The organism is Campylobacter fetus subsp. fetus, assembly GCF_900475935.1.
Taxonomy (GTDB): domain Bacteria; phylum Campylobacterota; class Campylobacteria; order Campylobacterales; family Campylobacteraceae; genus Campylobacter; species Campylobacter fetus.
Map to the genome: position 1 here is coordinate 1,168,190 of NZ_LS483431.1, position 17,017 is coordinate 1,185,206.

Sequence of the window (17,017 nt, forward strand, 5' to 3'; positions counted from 1 at the left end):
TTTAAAAACATAACAATCTATTTTAAATTTAAATATATAAACTATAGTTTGATAAAAAATTTATAAAACTTGTATTATAATAGTAGTTTTTATTAAGAAAGGACAAAATATGCGGAGTCATTATTGCACCGACCTTAGCAGCAACGATATAGGCAAAAAAGTCCAGCTTTGCGGCTGGGTAAATTCATACCGTGATCACGGCGGTGTCATTTTTATAGATTTAAGAGATAGAACAGGTATTATTCAGCTTGTATGCGATCCAAAAGATAGCAAATCAGCACACGAAATAGGATCAAAAGTAAGAGATGAATATGTTTTAAAAGCTACAGGAACTATAAGAGCAAGAGGGGAAGGATTAATAAATCCGAAGTTAAAAACGGGCGAGATCGAAGTCATAGTTGATGAGCTATACATAGAAAACGAGAGCGCCGCACTTCCGTTTGTTATCGGCGATCCAAACGTCGGCGAAGATATTCGCTTAAAATACCGCTTTTTGGACCTTAGAAACACGGAGAGTTTTGATAAATTTAAACTACGCTCAAAAGCTTCTATAGCGTGTAGAAACGCTCTTGATAGACTAGGATTTTTAGAGGTTGAAACTCCTATTTTGACTCGCGCTACCCCTGAGGGAGCAAGAGATTATCTCGTGCCTAGCCGCGTATATCCGGGAAGTTTTTACGCACTTCCGCAAAGTCCGCAGCTTTTCAAACAACTTTTGATGTGTGCAGGATTTGATAAATACTTTCAAATAGCCCGTTGTTTTAGAGATGAAGACTTAAGAGCCGATCGCCAACCAGAATTTACTCAAATCGACGTCGAAATGAGCTTTTGCACACAAGAAGACGTGATAAAAGTCGGCGAAGAAATTCTAAAAGATATATTTTACGCTTGCGGACACGATATCATAACTCCGTTTAGAAGAATGGAGTACAAAGACGCTATGGAGACTTACGGTAACGATAAACCAGACTTAAGATTTGATCTACCTATGGTTGATGTCATAGATATATTTGCAAAATCAAATAACGAAATTTTCAGCACTCCTGCACAAAATACAAAGAAAAACCGTGCAAAAGCCATAAAAGTTCCGGGAGGAGATAATATCTTTAGCAAACGTCAAATGCAACGTTTTGAAGAGTTTGTGCGTAAATTCGGAGCAAAAGGTCTAGCATTTATACAAGTTAAAGAAGACGGACTAAAAGGACCTTTAGTTAAATTTTTTGAACAAGAGCAAGTAGATGAACTAATAAAAAGATGCGAACTTAAAGTAGGAGACGTCGTATTTTTCGGTATTGGAGATAAAAAAACCGTTCTTGATTATATGGGAAGATTTAGAGCTTTCCTTGCAAACGAGCTTGGCATCATAGACGAAAACAAGCTTGAGTTTTTATGGGTAGTGAATTTCCCTATGTTTGAACAAAATGACGACGGTAGCTACTCTGCGATGCACCATCCATTTACTATGCCAAACAACCCAGACGAAGAAGACCTTGAAGATATAACAAGCATAGCTTATGACGTTGTTTTAAACGGCGTAGAACTTGGCGGCGGAAGTATCAGAATTCACAAAAACGATATCCAACAAAAAGTATTTAAATTACTAAAAATAGATGAAGCGGAGCAAAGAGAAAAATTCGGATTTTTACTTGACGCTCTTAGTTTTGGTGCACCTCCACACGGTGGATTTGCCATAGGTCTTGATAGACTTATCATGCTTGTCACAAAATCAGCTAGCATAAGAGATGTTATAGCGTTTCCTAAAACTCAGCGTGCAAGCTGCCCTATGACAAAGGCTCCTAGCAATGTCTCAAACGAGCAATTAAGAGAGCTAGGACTAAGACTTAAAGGGAAGGAAACTAAATGAAAAAACTATTTTTAATCATCGGAGCGCCAGGAAGCGGCAAAACAACCGATGCAAGTATGATAGCCGCAAACGATGATAAATTTGCGCATTATTCAACCGGAGATCTTTTAAGAGCCGAAGTTGCGAGCGGAAGTGAGCTAGGAAAGCTAATAGACAGCTTTATATCTAAAGGAAATTTAGTTCCTTTAGAAGTAGTCGTAAACACTATCATCTCAGCCATAAGATCAAGTGATAAAAACTATATCTTAATAGACGGATATCCAAGAAGCGAAGAGCAAATGAGAGAGCTTGATAGGGTTTTAGCTTCTCAAAGCGAAGTTAAACTCGATGGCGTCATTGAAGTAGATGTAAGCGAAGAAGTAGCGAGAAACAGAGTTTTAGGTAGAGCACGCGGAGCCGATGATAACAATGAAGTATTTAACAATAGAATGAAAGTATATCTTGACCCTATAAAAGAAATACGCGCATTTTATAATGACAAAAAAATACTTCACATGATAAATGGCGAACGCACTATAGAAACAATAGTAGCGGATATGAAAAATTTAATCGAAAACTTAATCAAAGGATAAAATCATGGATATAAGCAAAATCAAATTCGGAAGCAATCCAGACAAACTAAACGCAGTTATCGAAATTCCGTTTGGCTCAAACATAAAGTACGAGATCGACAAAGATAGCGGTGCCGTAGTCGTAGATAGAGTTTTATACTCAGCTATGTTCTATCCTGCAAACTACGGTTTTGTACCAAACACTTTGGCTGATGATGGCGATCCTGCAGATATCTTAGTGCTAAACGAATATCCGCTTCAAGCAGGTAGCGTGATACCTTGCCGTTTGATAGGTGTTTTAGTCATGGAAGATGAAGCCGGAATGGACGAAAAGCTTTTAGCGGTTCCTGTTACTAAGATAGATCCAAGATACGCAGATATCCACTCTATAAGCGACCTTAGTGAAGCTACGCTAAACCGAATAAAAAACTTTTTTGAGACTTATAAACTACTCGAACCAGGAAAATGGGTAAAAGTAAAAGGCTTTGAAGATGCTAAAAAAGCCGAAGAGATTTTAGACAAAGCTATTAAAAATTATAAATAACTAAATTTAAAACGGCGCTTCTTAGCGCCTTTAAATTTAAATATCTGATTTGATCTCTAATTTATGCTAATCTCATATATAAAATAGGATATGGATTGCCCTGTTCGTCAATATCTGATCTTTTATAAACACGAAAACCCATATATTCATAAAACCGTTTAGCTATAGGATTTTGCTCATTTACGCACACTTCGTTAATGGAATAGTTGTTTATACCATAACAGATGAGTTTCTTTCCAAAACCTTTATTTTGCTCTTTTGAAGAGACAAATAACATATCTAGTTTTTGACCTTCTATCCCCATAAATGCTTGTATATTTCCTTTTTCATCTTTTAAAATAATCAAATTTGAAACATCATATAGAGCTTGCGGGACGTATTTTTTTATATTCTCTATTTCCAGATCAGATAAAAACAGATGTGTCACTCTGAGCGAATCTTCCCAGACGTTTACAAGTCGTTCTATCAAAACCGAATTTCTGTCTTTTATTTCTACTATTTTCATTTATTTTTTACCTCAAATCAAATTTGACAAGATTTGCAAGCGCAAATTTTAGTCGTTCATATCCTCAAAATCATCATAATTTATCTCTAGTTCATTATTTTCATACTGTTTTAAAACTATATTTTCAACCTTTTGTTTCAATACCGAAAAATTTTCAAAATCATTGTTTCTTATCTCATCGATCAAAATCAAACAGGAGTCATCATCTAAATTTAAAGATAAAAATTTAAGAGCTCCACTGATATCTGTATTTTTTGTAATGCTATGTTCTATAAACTGTATTGCACGCAGTATCTCGCCGCTGATAGTATTTGCTTGACCCATATAAGGAAGCAAGCTTTTATACATCTGTTCTTTTATATCATCCATTGTTCCGATAAGGGGATTTTTTTCCAACACAAACTCATCTCCAAAGCGCGGAGTAATCTTATAAGTATCCACTCCGACCACTTTATGAAATTTATCACCTCTTCTATCACCGCACTCCCAACATCTCGAATAGCACTCTCCATCCCATCCATTAAGCGCAAAAAATCTCCCATCTATCTCGACTACGACTATTTCTTTATCTAACCAATGCATAAAATTTCCTTTTTTTGCGTTAATTATACAAAAAAAATTATAAATATAAAAGATAATTTATATCTGATTAAAAACTAAATACTAATTTCATATATTCCATTTTGGCAACAGTCTATCTTTTTCATTGATTTTTAAGCCAAAAAAGCTTATTCCAAAAAGATTTTTTAAATTTACATCAGTTAAAATATCTTTTGACTCGCCGAATATAGCGCCATTAACACCATTTAGCAAAAGAGTTTTGTGAGATATAGCAAGAGTATGATCTGGATAATGAGATGTAAATAAAACAGATATATTATATTTAGTATTTAAAAGATTTATAAGAGATAAGATCTTGTTTTGGTGAAAAACATCGAGGTAGGATATCGGCTCATCCATAATCAAAAGCTTAGGAAACAAACATAAAGCTCTAGCTATCAACACAAGTTGTTTCTCTCCTCCGCTTAACTCATAAATATTTTTACTAAGCAAATTAGTTATACCTACGATATCTGCAGCTTCTAAAACATAATCCAAGTCATATTTACTCGGTCTTTGGAAAAGCCCTAAATGAGCGTTTCTACCCATTAAAATAATATCTTTTACTAAAAATGCAAATGTTGAATTCTCTGCTTGAGGTACGTAGCCTAGAAACCTTGCTCTATGTTTTAAATTTATAGAACGGATATTAACGCCGTCTATAAATATTTCACCACTACTATAGCTTTGCAAAGACAATAATATCTTTAAAAGAGTACTTTTACCTATACCGTTTTTACCTAAAATCGATACGGTTTCACCTTTTAAAATATCAAAGCTAACTCTATTTAAAATTAAATCATCTGCGTAACTAAATGATAGATTATTTACGTTTAAAACCACTGATTTGCCTTTTTGATAATTATAAAACCGACAAGCGGAGCTCCAATAAGTGCTGTTAATATGCTAAGCGGTATTTCAGACTGAGTAGCGCTCCTTGCTACGGTATCGACTAAAATTAGATAACCTCCTCCTATCAAAGCTGACATAGGTAGAACTACAAGATTATTTGCACCAAATATCATTCTTACTATATGCGGCACCAAAAGTCCAACCCAACCTATGATACCGCTAACAGCCACGCTAGACGATACGACAAGAGTTGATAATATAATGATAGATAAACTAAGCATTCTACTCTCGCCTAAAAATCTTGCGTGATCACTGCTCAAAGAAAGAATATTTACTTTATAGCTAAAAGAGCATAATAAAAATAGACCGACTAACGATATGGGAAGCAAAAACAGAAGATCAGACCAGCTAGTAAAGTTCAAACTTCCCATAAGCCAATATATGATATTTGGAAGTTTATCATTAGGATCAGCCAAATATTTAACTATGGCGATCAAAGCTCCGAATAACGCTCCGACTATAATGCCTGCTAAAACTAGCATTAGTTTTGAGTTTTTATTTGATATATTTCCTATAAAATATGCCATTAAAACAGCTATAAATCCAAATACAAAAGCCCCTATTTGAACCAAAAACGGCTCGTTAAAAAATAATATAAACACCACGGCTCCAAATCCTGCACCGCTTGTCACTCCTAATATATTTGGACCTACTAGAGGGTTTTGAAAGATGGCTTGAAACGCTGCTCCGGCTACCGATAAACTAGCTCCGATAAAAAACGCCGCTATCAGTCTTGGGAGTCTTATTTCAAACAATATCATATCAAAAAATTCATTTTGCGAACTATATAAAAGCTCACTTAAACTTATTCTTCCTACTAAAAGAGAAAAACCGGCTATCGCAATCAAAGCAGTCAAAACAACTGCGTATTTTTTCATTTTATCACTCCAATATATCTTCATAATATCTACTATTTTTATTCTTTTCGTAATGCAAAATAGATAAAATTTCACTATCGTTCAAATTATAATTATAAAAAATATTATAACTATTCATCATCTCTTTTTTTAAATTTAAACTAGATTTGCCATAAAATATCTTATTTAACCATATCCACGACAGATGAGACTCTTGAGACGGGGGATCCCATCTCTCGCTACCGAAGGGAATTTTATAAACGGCTCTATTTTTTACCGCATTTATATGTTTTAGAAATTTATTTGAGTAGATATCCTCGGGACTGAGATCTTGCTCGAAATTATTTAATAGTACTATATCCGGATTATAAAGTAATATCTGCTCTAAATTCACAGTTTTTTGACCGATATGAGAAGCAACGTTTATCCCGCCTGCTAATTTAATATTATAATCTTGATAGGTCTGCTTTCCTGAAACCAAAAAAGCTTGTTTGTACCTTAAAAAATATAGAACTTTTGGTCTATTACGTATATTTTTTAAGCTAGTTGTAATCTGATTTTCAACAAAACTTCTATTTTTAAGTATAGTTTCTACTTTATGTTCTAAATCGTAAGCTTTGCCTATTATTTTAAACCAATTAATAGCGTTTTTCTCGTCTCCATAGTCTAAAAGTACTAAATTTATACCTATTTTCTGCAAAGGTTCAACTATCTTTTGAGACATATGTGCCCATTGAAATACTATATCAGGCTTTAATCTTATAACTTCTTCCACATTTGGAACGAAATTTGAGCCGACTGCATTTGTTTGTAAATCAAGCGTCTTAGGAAAAATCCTTCCTAAGATACCGTTTTGAATTGCGATTTTTGCAAGCGGATGGATGGATACTAGTTTATCTGCGTTATTATCTACGCTTATGCTAAATGAAGCTAATGGAATCGGAAAACTGATGACTCTACTAGCTGGTTTTTCGAGCTTTATCAAATTTCCTCTCTCATCGCTAAACTCTATTTCTTGTGAAAATAAAGATACAAGCAATACAAATAAAACAACAAATATTTTTTTCACTTATATAATTCCATTTTAGATAAATATCTTAAAAATGCTTCTGCAAATTTTGTAGCATTTGGCATAAAAAAACTTCCGTGATGATAAAATGGATCTAAGGAAGTTAATATTAGTCTACCACCGTAATAATCTTTATTATCTAAAAATATAGTTTTTTTCTGTATTTTATGTTCTATAACACTTATAGCACCGTTCATAGGCTCATATCCATCATGATAATGCCATATCATATCGTTAAAATTTATATACTTAAATAGTTCATAATCCGCATTTGAAACCTCTATATCTATGCTATTATTTTTCTTATCTAACCACCACCAAAAATTAAAAGGAAGCTTGGATAATTTCACGCCATGCAGCCAAAGCTCAGCATCGTTTCTGCCCATTACGACTAAAGTCTTTCCGGCTTTTAAAAACTCATAAAAAATATTTTTATGCTCTAGAATTTTTTCTATCGAACTAGCGCAAGTCACTATCAAAATATCCACATCATGCAAATCATCTATTTGAAGCTCAGGTATATAAATAACTTTTGAAAAAAATTTATTAAAAGGTTTTTTATGCAAAGATACTATATGATACGGTGTTCCGCTATCTAAAGCCGCTATACTATTCATATCTATCTCCTAAATAACTAATGATATTTTTCAATATCTTAGAGTTTATCTCGTAATTTTCACCGCAAGTATAAAGATCATTTCCACAATGAGAGTAGAATTTTCCATTTCCAACCTCAATCTCCCAATCAACAGGAACATTACCGCTACTTATAGAAGTGATAATATCTGCGTTTAAAGGAGGTGGATTTTGACCTCTTGAGTAAAATCCTGCCACGCCTTTTCTCGTATTTAACTTTTCTATGTCTATTTGATCATAAATTTTATGATAAATGCACTGCATAATAAAAAAATCCGTAAATTTGGGATTTTGAATAGGTTTAAACTCTTTTAATTCCTTTAAAAACGGTAAAATAATATGACCGTTATAAAACACTCGTCCTCCTAAATTTAAAAAGTTTTCAAATTTGAAACTAAGTTTTTTTATTAGATATTGATCTAGATAAATAGTCATCAAAATACCGTTATATCTGTTAAAATCCATATCTTCTATACTATATTGACTAACGCATTCAACTCTTTTAAACTCACCTAAACTCTCAAAATTACTCAGTTGGGAGGGCTTGGCTCCTATAAATAAAATATCTTTCATAAAATCTCCTAAAAACTAGCTCTTAAGCCTATTTTAAAATTTCTACCTGGATTTAAAAGCGGATTTGTCTTGCTCACGGGATATCTAATATCCTCGGGCACTGATGGCATAGAATATTTTTTATCAAATATATTTTCAATGCCGAAATTCAACTCCACACTCTTAAAAGCGCCCATATTTCCGAATTCTTTTCCAAAATATAAATTTGAAACCGCGTAACCGCTTCGTTCTCGCTCACTCAAATTATCCGTTCTTGTCTTATTTGACGCCCATTGAGTAGTATATTCTATATATGATTTTTTTATAGATTTTGGCTCATACATTAGACTGATAAAACCATTTAAAGGCATTATCTGGGGCAATGGTTTATGAGACGTTTTATCCTCGCCGTAAAGATAACTTGCATTTGTTTTAAAAATCAAATTTGAAAGCAATTTATAAGCTATATCAAACTCAATTCCGCTTATGCTAGATTCTCCTACGTTTTGCAGCTGCCTTGCGGGAGTATTTTTATATGTTATATTTCTCGTAACTATTAAATTTTTATAACTGCTTGTGAATGCTGTTAAATTTGAAATTATCAAACCGTCTTTATACTTTAATCCGGTTTCATAACTTAATCCGGTTTCTGGTTTTATACTACTATTTGGAAGAGTAAATACGCCGCTCACTCCATCACCAACAGCCGTTATCTCCGTGACTGATGGCGCCCTAAAAGATGAGTTTATATTTAAAACAAAATCCAAACCTCCAAATAAAGGATATATCATACCAAAACCGCTAGTAGTTTTGTTTGTAGACGTATCTCCGGCACTTTCAAACAATTTTTTTATCTCGTTATTTTTGATAAAACTTGTTTCAAGTCCGGTCTTAAAATAATCATGCCTAAGACTAGCGCTCAGCAAAGTTCCTCCTTCAAATCCATACTCCAATAGCCCAAACACTCCGATATTTAGTTGAGTAGAATTTGGCGCACTTTTTATTCTATTTTTACCGTTTACGCTCTGCTCGCTACCGTCTCTACTCTCATAATACCAGTCTATTCCATATGTCTGAGACAAAGACTCACCGCTATAAGCAACTATACTTTTACCGCCATATACAACTGGTCCAATAACATAATTATCAACCCATTTTTGCGGCGAGTTTAAATTTGGAATTACGTTTATATGAGTATAAAGCTCTCTTCTATAAAGACTAGCTTCTAAACTACCGTTTTGCATCTGCGCACTATATCCCAAAGCTAAATATTTTTCCCTCATAGGCTCTTCTCTCATCTGTCTTTGCAAAACACCGGGTGCATTTCCGGCTCCAGGAGATGCAAATTGTCCTGCAGCTCTACCTCGATTTACTTTAGTATATCTAGCCGCAAGTTCTACTCTATTCGTATCTAAAAAGCTATAACCGGCTTTTAGATCAAAGCCTCTATAAAGATAGTCCGAGTTTGGTATTACGCCCTCTTTCGTACCGTAATTATCTCCGTCTTTGTAGTTTATACCTAACAAAATATCAAATCCGTCTCCAACTCCTCCAAGCTGAAATCTATTTGCAATCGCATGATTTACGCTTTGATATTCACTGCTTATATAAGTATCTGTTATATTAAATGGAGCTTGAACATCCCCAGTAGCTCTTTTTGTTATAACATTTACCACGCCTCCAAAGGAATCCGTACCATACAAAGATGAAGCAGGACCTCTTATTATCTCTATTCGCTCTATCTGGTTTGGATCAAAAAGCATATACTCAAGAGTATTTCTACCTCTAAACCTATTACCGTCTACAAAAAGAGGTGCTCTAAAGTTCTGAGTACTAAATCCTCTTAAAATAATCTGTCCCGAGCTCATTCCATCAGGAGCATAAGAAATTCCCGGCTCATCGGCTATAATGCCGGTTAAATTCGTGCTTTGTCTGCGCTTTATCGTATCGCCATCTACAACAGATACGCTTTTGCTTATATCATCAAGTTTTTGTGCACTTCTATTTGCACTTACTATGACATCATCAAGCTTTGTACCGGCATATAAACTGCTTGCTAAAACTAAAGATAGTAAAATAGTAATCTTTTTATACATTTATAATTCCTTAGATATTTTTGTTATAATACTAAAATTGATAGTAGATTTCAATATAAAAATTACCAAATAAGTAGTAAATTTTACCGAAGGAGTATTTTTTGAATAAATTTATTTTAGATAATAGCGACATTTCACGCATAAATAAATCAATCCAAATAGACCAAAACAAAGCAAATATATCAACCAAAATAGTTGAAATTTCAAAAGATATAGGTCTACATATAAACAATTTTATAATTTATGAAGACAATGCCGCGAACTACGACTCGGACTTCAAAGGAGTGACGATAAACATAACTTTTAGCGCAGATCACTACTATAAAAGTACTGTTTGCGACTTTTATTTAGCTCCAAAAGCCGGTCGAACTCTTATAAACTACTTTTATATGGATAAAGGAGTAATTCATTACAAAGCAAATACTCAAATCAAAAACGTGATAATAACCATAAAAAACGAGTTTCTTGAAAAATATCTTGATAAAAATATAACAACAAAAATTCAAAACACGGATAGCTCAAAAATTATACAAAACAGAGCGACTTATGCTAAAACAGCATTTTGTGCAAGTGAAATTTATAAATTTATAAACCAAAAACAGATAAATGCTCTATTTATAAAAGCTAAAATACTTGAAATTTTATCTTATGAGCTGACAAATTTAAATTTAAATCTCAAAGAAAGCTTAAATTTGAGTAAATTTGATATATTATCTTTAAATAAAGCCATGGAGATTTTAAAAAACGATTATAAAAACCCTCCTTCTATAACAGAACTATCAAAGAAAGTAAGATTAAACCAATGCAAGCTAAAACAAGGTTTTAAAACTCTATTTAGAACGACTCCTTATAGCGTACATATGGATACTAAAATGCAAAAAGCAAAGGAATTTATAGAAAAAGGAGAGCTTAGTTTGAATCAAATCTCAAAAGAATTAGGATATAAACAGCCCCATAACTTCACAACTGCTTTTAAAAAATACTTTGGATTGAATCCTAGCAATTTTACTAAAACCGTAAGCTAAATGTGGGCGTCAAATCTACTTTTATACCTAGTTCAGATATAAAAATTTATCTAACTAAACCTCTTTTAAGTTTTCTTACTAAAAATCTTGCAGGATTTAGAGAGTTTAATATACTGTTTGTAGTGCAAACAGGACGATTTAAAGCGATATCTAGCAAAATTTCAGCTCCAAAAATAGCAGTTCCAAGTCCTCTTGAACCATGAGCGCTACTTATCAAAATATTTTCGTGGTGAACGGCAAATTCATTGTTTTTGCTATGTTTTGTCCATAATAAAGATTTGTAAATTTTCTTAAACTCACTAGCATTATGCACGGCACCTACAATTGGAAATCTATCGCCGCTATATCCTCTAAATCCAACATTTGAACCTACTACTTTAACATCTAAATTTGTTATAAACTCAGATAAAGAATCTATATTTTTCTCATCATCGGTAGCTCTTGCTGCGCTGCGATTATCATTTCTATCATACGTCGCGCCTACAACTTGTATGCCTCTAACATCTTTGCACATATAACCGCGAGCGCTAAATGCGCTATTTAAATTTAAAACTTTATTTAAGTGAGTTACTTGACCTCTGACACTGCTAAGCTGCATGAATTCGTCTGCAAAAACGTTTTGAAACAGATTTGTGCTAGCATCTCCCATAGCAAATATCACAAGAGATGAAAAAATATTTTTTGAATTTTTAAATTTAACTACGTAACCGCCCGTGCTTTTTTCTATCGATTCAAACTCATAACCGTATTTTATATCAAACTCACTCGCTAAACTCATGCAAAGCTCTTTTGGTCGTATTTGAGCGGCACTTTTTATAAACGCTCTTGGATACGGCTCAAAATCGTTTTCAAATTTAAAAATCTCACTATCCCAAAGAGATAATCTTGTTTTTTCTAAGTCGTTCACACCATAATCATAAACGCCGCAAAAATCAGCAAACGGACTATTTGCATAAAAATGCCTAGCAAATAAAAAAGCGCTCATATGCATATTTCCTAAAGCAACCTTAGGTTTAGTTATAAGAGGCATCAAAATTCCCGCTAAATTTGAACTTCCATTTGTAGCAGCTTCACTCATTTTTTCAGCTATACAAACATTAAATCCAGCCTTTTTAAATTTAAAAGCAGCCGCTAACCCGGCTACTCCTGCACCGATAATCAAAACATCACTAAATTTAGATATATTTGGCAATGCATACCACGGTTCTTTAAGTATTTTTGGGCTTGAGTGTTCCAAACTAGCTTCTAAAATCTCGCGTTTTTTATAATGACCTTTTAATTTTTTTATACTAAATCCATGCTCTAAAAATCTATTTTGAACTATTTTAGCACTGCTAAAAGTACGTACTTTAGCTCTATTTTTACAAAACTTGCTGAGCCTATCAAAAACTTCTTTGCTCCACATATCTGGATTTTTAGTAGGAGAAAATCCATCTAAATACCATGCGTCTGCTCTAAAACTAAGCTCATCAAAAGCATCTAAAATATCACCAAAGTACAGATCTAAAATAACTCTTTCATTTAAAAGCTTTATACGAATCAATGCACCATCTAAGATCTCATATTGCTCTATAAACTCATCAAAAAACGGTTTTAATATCTCAAATTTAAGATATATTTCTCTTAATTCGCTCTTTTTAAAAGGATATTTTTCCACGGCTATATAGTGAAGTTCGGTACTATTTAAACTTAGAAACTTTAAAACGGTGCTAAAAAAATTTAGTCCGGTGCCAAATCCAGCCTCTGCAACAACAATAAATTTAGCATTAATTTCATCTAAGACGCTGCTATAAGTATGTTCACATTCAATCAAAGGCTCATTTGTATTAAAGTATATATCATCAAATTTAGAATTATAAAGTCCGTCGCCTCTAAAAGTTATCATCTATTTTTCGCAAAATAATCATCAATTCCATTTGCGATTCCCTCCGCTAATTTATCGGCGTAAGCATCATTTGCAAGGAGTTTTCCCTCTTTTGGATGAGTAATATATCCAGTTTCTATAAGAACTGCTGGCATAAGCGCACCTACTAAAACCCAAAAAGGAGCTTCCCTTACTCCTCCATCAGACACGTTATAATTAGTTCTCACAGAGCTTAAAAGATTTGTTTGGATATCGATAGCAAGTTTATTTGAGGCAATTATTTTTTCTCTATTTAAGAAATTTAAAAAGCTAATTTTAGTGAAATAATTCATCTCATCTGTATCTGATTTATTCTCTAAATTTGCTGCTCGCATACTTCTCTCACTTCTAGTTGGACTAAGAAAAAATGTTTCTATACCTTGCATTTCAGGAGCTTTTTTACTATTTGGCGCGGCGTTAGCATGAATAGATATAAAAAGATCAGCCATCTTATCATTGGCAAAACTAGTTCTATTTCTAAGACCTATAAATTTATCTTTATCTCGCGTATAATAAACTTTGTAACCTCTATTTTTGAGTATCTTTCCAGCTTTCAAAGCTACTTTTAAAACAACATTTTTTTCATAAAGCGTTCTTGAACCGACCGCTCCGGCGTCCTTTCCACCGTGTCCCGCATCCAAAACTATAGTTTTGTTCCTAGGTATATTTTTTATGGTATTTTTATTTTGTGTTTGAGATTTTTTATCATCTTCTTTTTTAGCTGTTTTAGCCACAGCAGAGGTCTGAGTCTTATTTTTTTGAGCGGTTTTATCACTAGTTTTTTGAGTTTGAGATTTTGAGTCTAAATTAGCAACTGGTTTTTTAGATACTCCATCTTTTATGAAAAAAATTATATTTTTATTTTCAAATTTAGTATTGATATTTTGTTTTTTATCACTATAAAATACAACCCTTACCGTATCTTTATCAAACTGAGCGACTCTTATATCATCAGATATTTTTTGAGTTGGTTTTTTAAATTGAGTAGTTAAAATCGCATTAATATCATAAATTCTTTTATATAGCTCTTTTGTATTTAATTCAAAAGTTTTAATCTCTTTTTCATCCATATCCCTATTTAAACTCAAAACAAAACTATCATCATCGCTACTAAATTTAAGTACCTTTAGAGGTTTTTTTACCTCATCTTCGTTCTCTTTTGAGCTGCTTTTTTGAACTTCATTCTCTACTTTTTGCTCTTTAGATTCTATTTTTTTAGCAGAAGTTTCAACTTTCGGGATAATATTTTTATTTATAGTCTGCTTTTCAGGTTTTTTTACTAATTCTTTAGTTTGAGCGTAGCTTATAATATCCTGATTTTCATAATTTTTAAGTTCGCTTTCATAAACTTTATAATCCAACCCAAGCTTTTTTGAGCCATCTACCAATCTTAAAAGAGTTTGTATTTTTAAGTCTTTATTGTCGTTTAATATAGAATGTACATAAACGCCTTTTAAATCATGATAAATACGGAGCTGTTCTTGTTTTGCCGAGCTATAAAATTTCGTATCAAACTCGCCCAACCAAGACGAAAAGTCAGCTCCGAATGCAAACGCACTTAGGATAAATAGTAAAAGAACTCTAACTATTTTCCCCATATACCAACTTTTTTATCAGATCTTTCACACTAATTATCTCATTTAGTCTATATCCGTTTGCGCCGGTAAAAAATAGTCCGGTCTCTTTTTTTCCTGAATAAGCATCATAAAGTCTGTCTGCTATACAATAACCGACTTCTTTAGCTTCTTTACCACGACAACAAGGACTCACACAGTTGCTTATACACTGAATTTTAGGTCCGCTTCTTTTTTCTACTAACTCTATTAAATTTGTTCTAACTCCACGAGCAGGATATCCAACCGGACTTTTTATAAGTTTTATATCTTCTTTTTTAGCATTTAGCAAAACACTTTTAAAATTATCGCTAGCGTCGCATTCAAAAGTTCCGATAAATCTAGTTCCCATCTGTACGCCGCTTGCTCCCAAACTTATGACTTTTGCTATATCGCCATGATCCCAAATTCCACCAGCAGCCATAACAGGAATCGGTTTTCCGCCGATCTTTTCCCACTCACTAGCTTCTTTAACGACAGGTTCTATAAGCTTTTCTAATTGAAACTCCGGATCAATACACTGTTCATAGGTAAATCCTTGATGTCCGCCGCTAAGAGGTCCTTCTAATACAACTGCATCAGGAAGTTTTTCATATCTTAGATGCCATCTTTTACATATTATTTTAAGTGCTTTTGCGGAGCTTACTATAGGGACTAAAGCAACGTCTTTGAAGCCTTTTGTAAGTTCCGGTAAATTTGTAGGAAGTCCGGCACCTGAAATTATGATATTTATCCCATGTTCACAAGCGTCTTTTACTATCCTAGCATAATCATTACTAGCACACATTATATTTGCAGCTAAAGGTCTATCGCCGCATATTTTTCTAGCATTGTCTATGATGGCTTTAAATCCATCTCTTGAGTAGAAATTTTCACTATCATAAGGTTTATTATTTATCTCTTTAGCAATATGACTTCTATGTTCATAATAACCGGTTCCAACTGAACTTATAACTCCTAATCCACCATTTAAACTAACATTACCAGCAAGCTTGTCCCAACTGATACCAAGTCCCATTCCACCTTGAATAATAGGATATTTTATCTCATATTTGCCTATTTTTAAGCTTTTTAGTTCCATTATTTTACCTTTAATTTTGCGTACGTTTTTTTACCGACTTGCAAAATATACTCACCCTTAGCAAGTTTAAGCTGCTCATCTATAACCTTTTGCTGATTTACACTCACTGCGTTTGCTTTTATATGACGACGCGCTTCAGCGTTACTAGAACACAATGCACAATTGCTAAGCGCTTCTACTATCCAAATTTCGTCTTTAACTATCTCAAACTCAGGCATATCGCTTGGAAGTTCTTTTTTAGAATGAACTCTGTCGAACTCATCTTTTGCAGCCCCGGCTTCACTTATTCCGTGAAAACGACTTGTAATTTCTAAAGCTAAATTCTCTTTCACTTTTTTTGGATGCAATTTTGCACTGCTAACATCTGCTTTTAAATTTAAAATATCATCAGAACTTTTATCGCTTAAAAGCTCATACCATACCCACATAAGATCGTCACTTATGCTAAGAGTTTTAGCAAAAATATCATTTGCACTCTCTGTTACGCCTATGTAATTGCCAAGGCTTTTACTCATTTTATTTACACCGTCTAAGCCTACAAGCAGAGGCATCATAATAATAGCTTGTTCTTTACCTATACCGTACGTTCGTCCAAGAGTGCGACCCATTAAAAGATTAAATTTCTGATCTGTTCCACCCATTTCTATATCACATTTCATAGCTACACTATCATAACCTTGCAAAAGAGGATATAAAAACTCGCTTATAGCTATAGGAGTTTCGTTTTTATAGCGTTTTGTAAAGTCGTCTCGCTCTAGCATTCTAGCTACGTTAAACGTACTTGCAAGAGCGATAAGTCCATCTGCTCCTAGCTTGCTTAACCAAGCCGAGTTAAACATAACTTCGGTTTTACTCTCATCTAAAATTTTAAAAACCTGCTCTTTATATGTTTTTGCATTTTTAGCTATAGTATCATCGTCCAACACTTTTCTAGTTGCGCTTTTGCCGCTTGGATCTCCTATTTTAGCAGTAAAATCACCTATCAAAAATTGAACTATACCGCCATGTTTTTGAAGCAGTCTCATTTTATTTAAAACTACGGTATGCCCTAAGTGAAGATCAGGAGCGGTTGGGTCAAAACCTGCTTTTATATAGAAATTTTTACCATTTTCGTAATAATTTTTAATAAGGCTTTCAATACGAGAGAAATCTATTATCTCAGCAACACCTTTTTTTATCTCTTGCATTATACTATCTATATTATTCATA

16 protein-coding genes are annotated in these 17,017 nt (G+C 33.4%); 4 read left to right on the plus strand and 12 right to left on the minus strand.

Annotated features, from left to right (window positions below; translation table 11 throughout):
- The first annotated feature begins 109 nt into the window (after positions 1-109).
- From aspS to ppa, 3 genes are read left to right on the plus strand one after another with little or no spacing between them, the layout of a single operon-like run.
- Entirely contained in the window at positions 110-1,864 is a 1,755-nt protein-coding gene (gene aspS / locus DQN38_RS05855; RefSeq protein WP_065844147.1) for an aspartate--tRNA ligase, read from the plus strand.
- Positions 1,861-2,436, plus strand: coding sequence for an adenylate kinase (locus tag DQN38_RS05860; protein ID WP_002849858.1), 576 nt, complete (start codon positions 1,861-1,863; stop codon positions 2,434-2,436). The genes aspS and DQN38_RS05860 overlap by 4 nt, the downstream gene beginning before the upstream one ends.
- 4 nt (positions 2,437-2,440) lie before the next feature.
- Positions 2,441-2,959, plus strand: coding sequence for an inorganic diphosphatase (gene ppa, locus DQN38_RS05865; protein WP_002849859.1), 519 nt, complete (start codon positions 2,441-2,443; stop codon positions 2,957-2,959).
- A 61-nt stretch (positions 2,960-3,020) separates the two neighbouring features.
- On the opposite strand, the gene DQN38_RS05870 is transcribed toward ppa, so the two are convergent.
- The 8 genes from DQN38_RS05870 to DQN38_RS05905 all read right to left on the minus strand — a co-directional run bounded on the left by DQN38_RS05870 (position 3,021) and on the right by DQN38_RS05905 (position 10,186).
- Entirely contained in the window at positions 3,021-3,464 is a 444-nt protein-coding gene (locus tag DQN38_RS05870) for a GNAT family N-acetyltransferase (protein ID WP_065844146.1), read from the minus strand.
- 48 nt (positions 3,465-3,512) lie between these two features.
- Complete coding sequence (locus tag DQN38_RS05875) at positions 3,513-4,046, minus strand: hypothetical protein (RefSeq protein WP_002849861.1); 534 nt, start codon at positions 4,044-4,046, stop codon at positions 3,513-3,515.
- 87 nt (positions 4,047-4,133) lie between these two features.
- Positions 4,134-4,907 carry an ABC transporter ATP-binding protein gene (locus DQN38_RS05880; RefSeq protein ID WP_065844053.1) on the minus strand — a complete coding sequence of 258 codons (774 nt, stop codon included), beginning with the start codon at positions 4,905-4,907 and terminating at the stop codon, positions 4,134-4,136.
- Positions 4,898-5,878: a FecCD family ABC transporter permease gene (locus DQN38_RS05885; RefSeq protein WP_011732117.1), complete on the minus strand. Its 981-nt coding sequence runs from the start codon at positions 5,876-5,878 to the stop codon at positions 4,898-4,900. The genes DQN38_RS05880 and DQN38_RS05885 overlap by 10 nt, the downstream gene beginning before the upstream one ends.
- Positions 5,859-6,902 carry an ABC transporter substrate-binding protein gene (locus DQN38_RS05890; RefSeq protein WP_065844054.1) on the minus strand — a complete coding sequence of 348 codons (1,044 nt, stop codon included), beginning with the start codon at positions 6,900-6,902 and terminating at the stop codon, positions 5,859-5,861. The genes DQN38_RS05885 and DQN38_RS05890 overlap by 20 nt, the downstream gene beginning before the upstream one ends.
- Positions 6,899-7,519 carry a hypothetical protein gene (locus DQN38_RS05895; protein ID WP_111738213.1) on the minus strand — a complete coding sequence of 207 codons (621 nt, stop codon included), beginning with the start codon at positions 7,517-7,519 and terminating at the stop codon, positions 6,899-6,901. Before DQN38_RS05895 ends, DQN38_RS05890 begins: the two co-directional genes overlap by 4 nt.
- The gene (locus tag DQN38_RS05900; RefSeq protein ID WP_065844056.1) at positions 7,512-8,111 is read right to left on the minus strand and encodes a hypothetical protein; all 600 of its coding nucleotides are present in this window, start codon (positions 8,109-8,111) and stop codon (positions 7,512-7,514) included. Before DQN38_RS05900 ends, DQN38_RS05895 begins: the two co-directional genes overlap by 8 nt.
- An 8-nt stretch (positions 8,112-8,119) precedes the next feature.
- Entirely contained in the window at positions 8,120-10,186 is a 2,067-nt protein-coding gene (locus DQN38_RS05905; protein ID WP_065844057.1) for a TonB-dependent receptor, read from the minus strand.
- Positions 10,187-10,287: 101 nt separating this feature from the next.
- On the opposite strand from DQN38_RS05905, the gene DQN38_RS05910 reads away from it, so the two are divergent.
- On the plus strand, positions 10,288-11,211 hold the full coding sequence (locus DQN38_RS05910) for a helix-turn-helix transcriptional regulator (protein WP_002849869.1): 924 nt from the start codon (positions 10,288-10,290) through the stop codon (positions 11,209-11,211).
- A gap of 46 nt (positions 11,212-11,257) precedes the next feature.
- Here DQN38_RS05910 and mnmC read toward each other — a convergent pair whose 3' ends face one another.
- The 4 genes from mnmC to tyrS are packed head-to-tail and all read right to left on the minus strand — an operon-like array spanning position 11,258 to position 17,016.
- Entirely contained in the window at positions 11,258-13,096 is a 1,839-nt protein-coding gene (gene mnmC, locus DQN38_RS05915; protein ID WP_035170815.1) for a bifunctional tRNA (5-methylaminomethyl-2-thiouridine)(34)-methyltransferase MnmC2/FAD-dependent 5-carboxymethylaminomethyl-2-thiouridine(34) oxidoreductase MnmC1, read from the minus strand.
- Complete coding sequence (locus tag DQN38_RS05920; RefSeq protein ID WP_065844058.1) at positions 13,093-14,712, minus strand: N-acetylmuramoyl-L-alanine amidase family protein; 1,620 nt, start codon at positions 14,710-14,712, stop codon at positions 13,093-13,095. The genes mnmC and DQN38_RS05920 overlap by 4 nt, the downstream gene beginning before the upstream one ends.
- Positions 14,696-15,808: a nitronate monooxygenase gene (locus DQN38_RS05925; protein WP_111738214.1), complete on the minus strand. Its 1,113-nt coding sequence runs from the start codon at positions 15,806-15,808 to the stop codon at positions 14,696-14,698. The genes DQN38_RS05920 and DQN38_RS05925 overlap by 17 nt, the downstream gene beginning before the upstream one ends.
- Positions 15,808-17,016, minus strand: coding sequence for a tyrosine--tRNA ligase (gene tyrS / locus DQN38_RS05930; protein WP_038453814.1), 1,209 nt, complete (start codon positions 17,014-17,016; stop codon positions 15,808-15,810). The genes DQN38_RS05925 and tyrS overlap by 1 nt, the downstream gene beginning before the upstream one ends.
- Position 17,017: the final 1 nt, after the last annotated feature.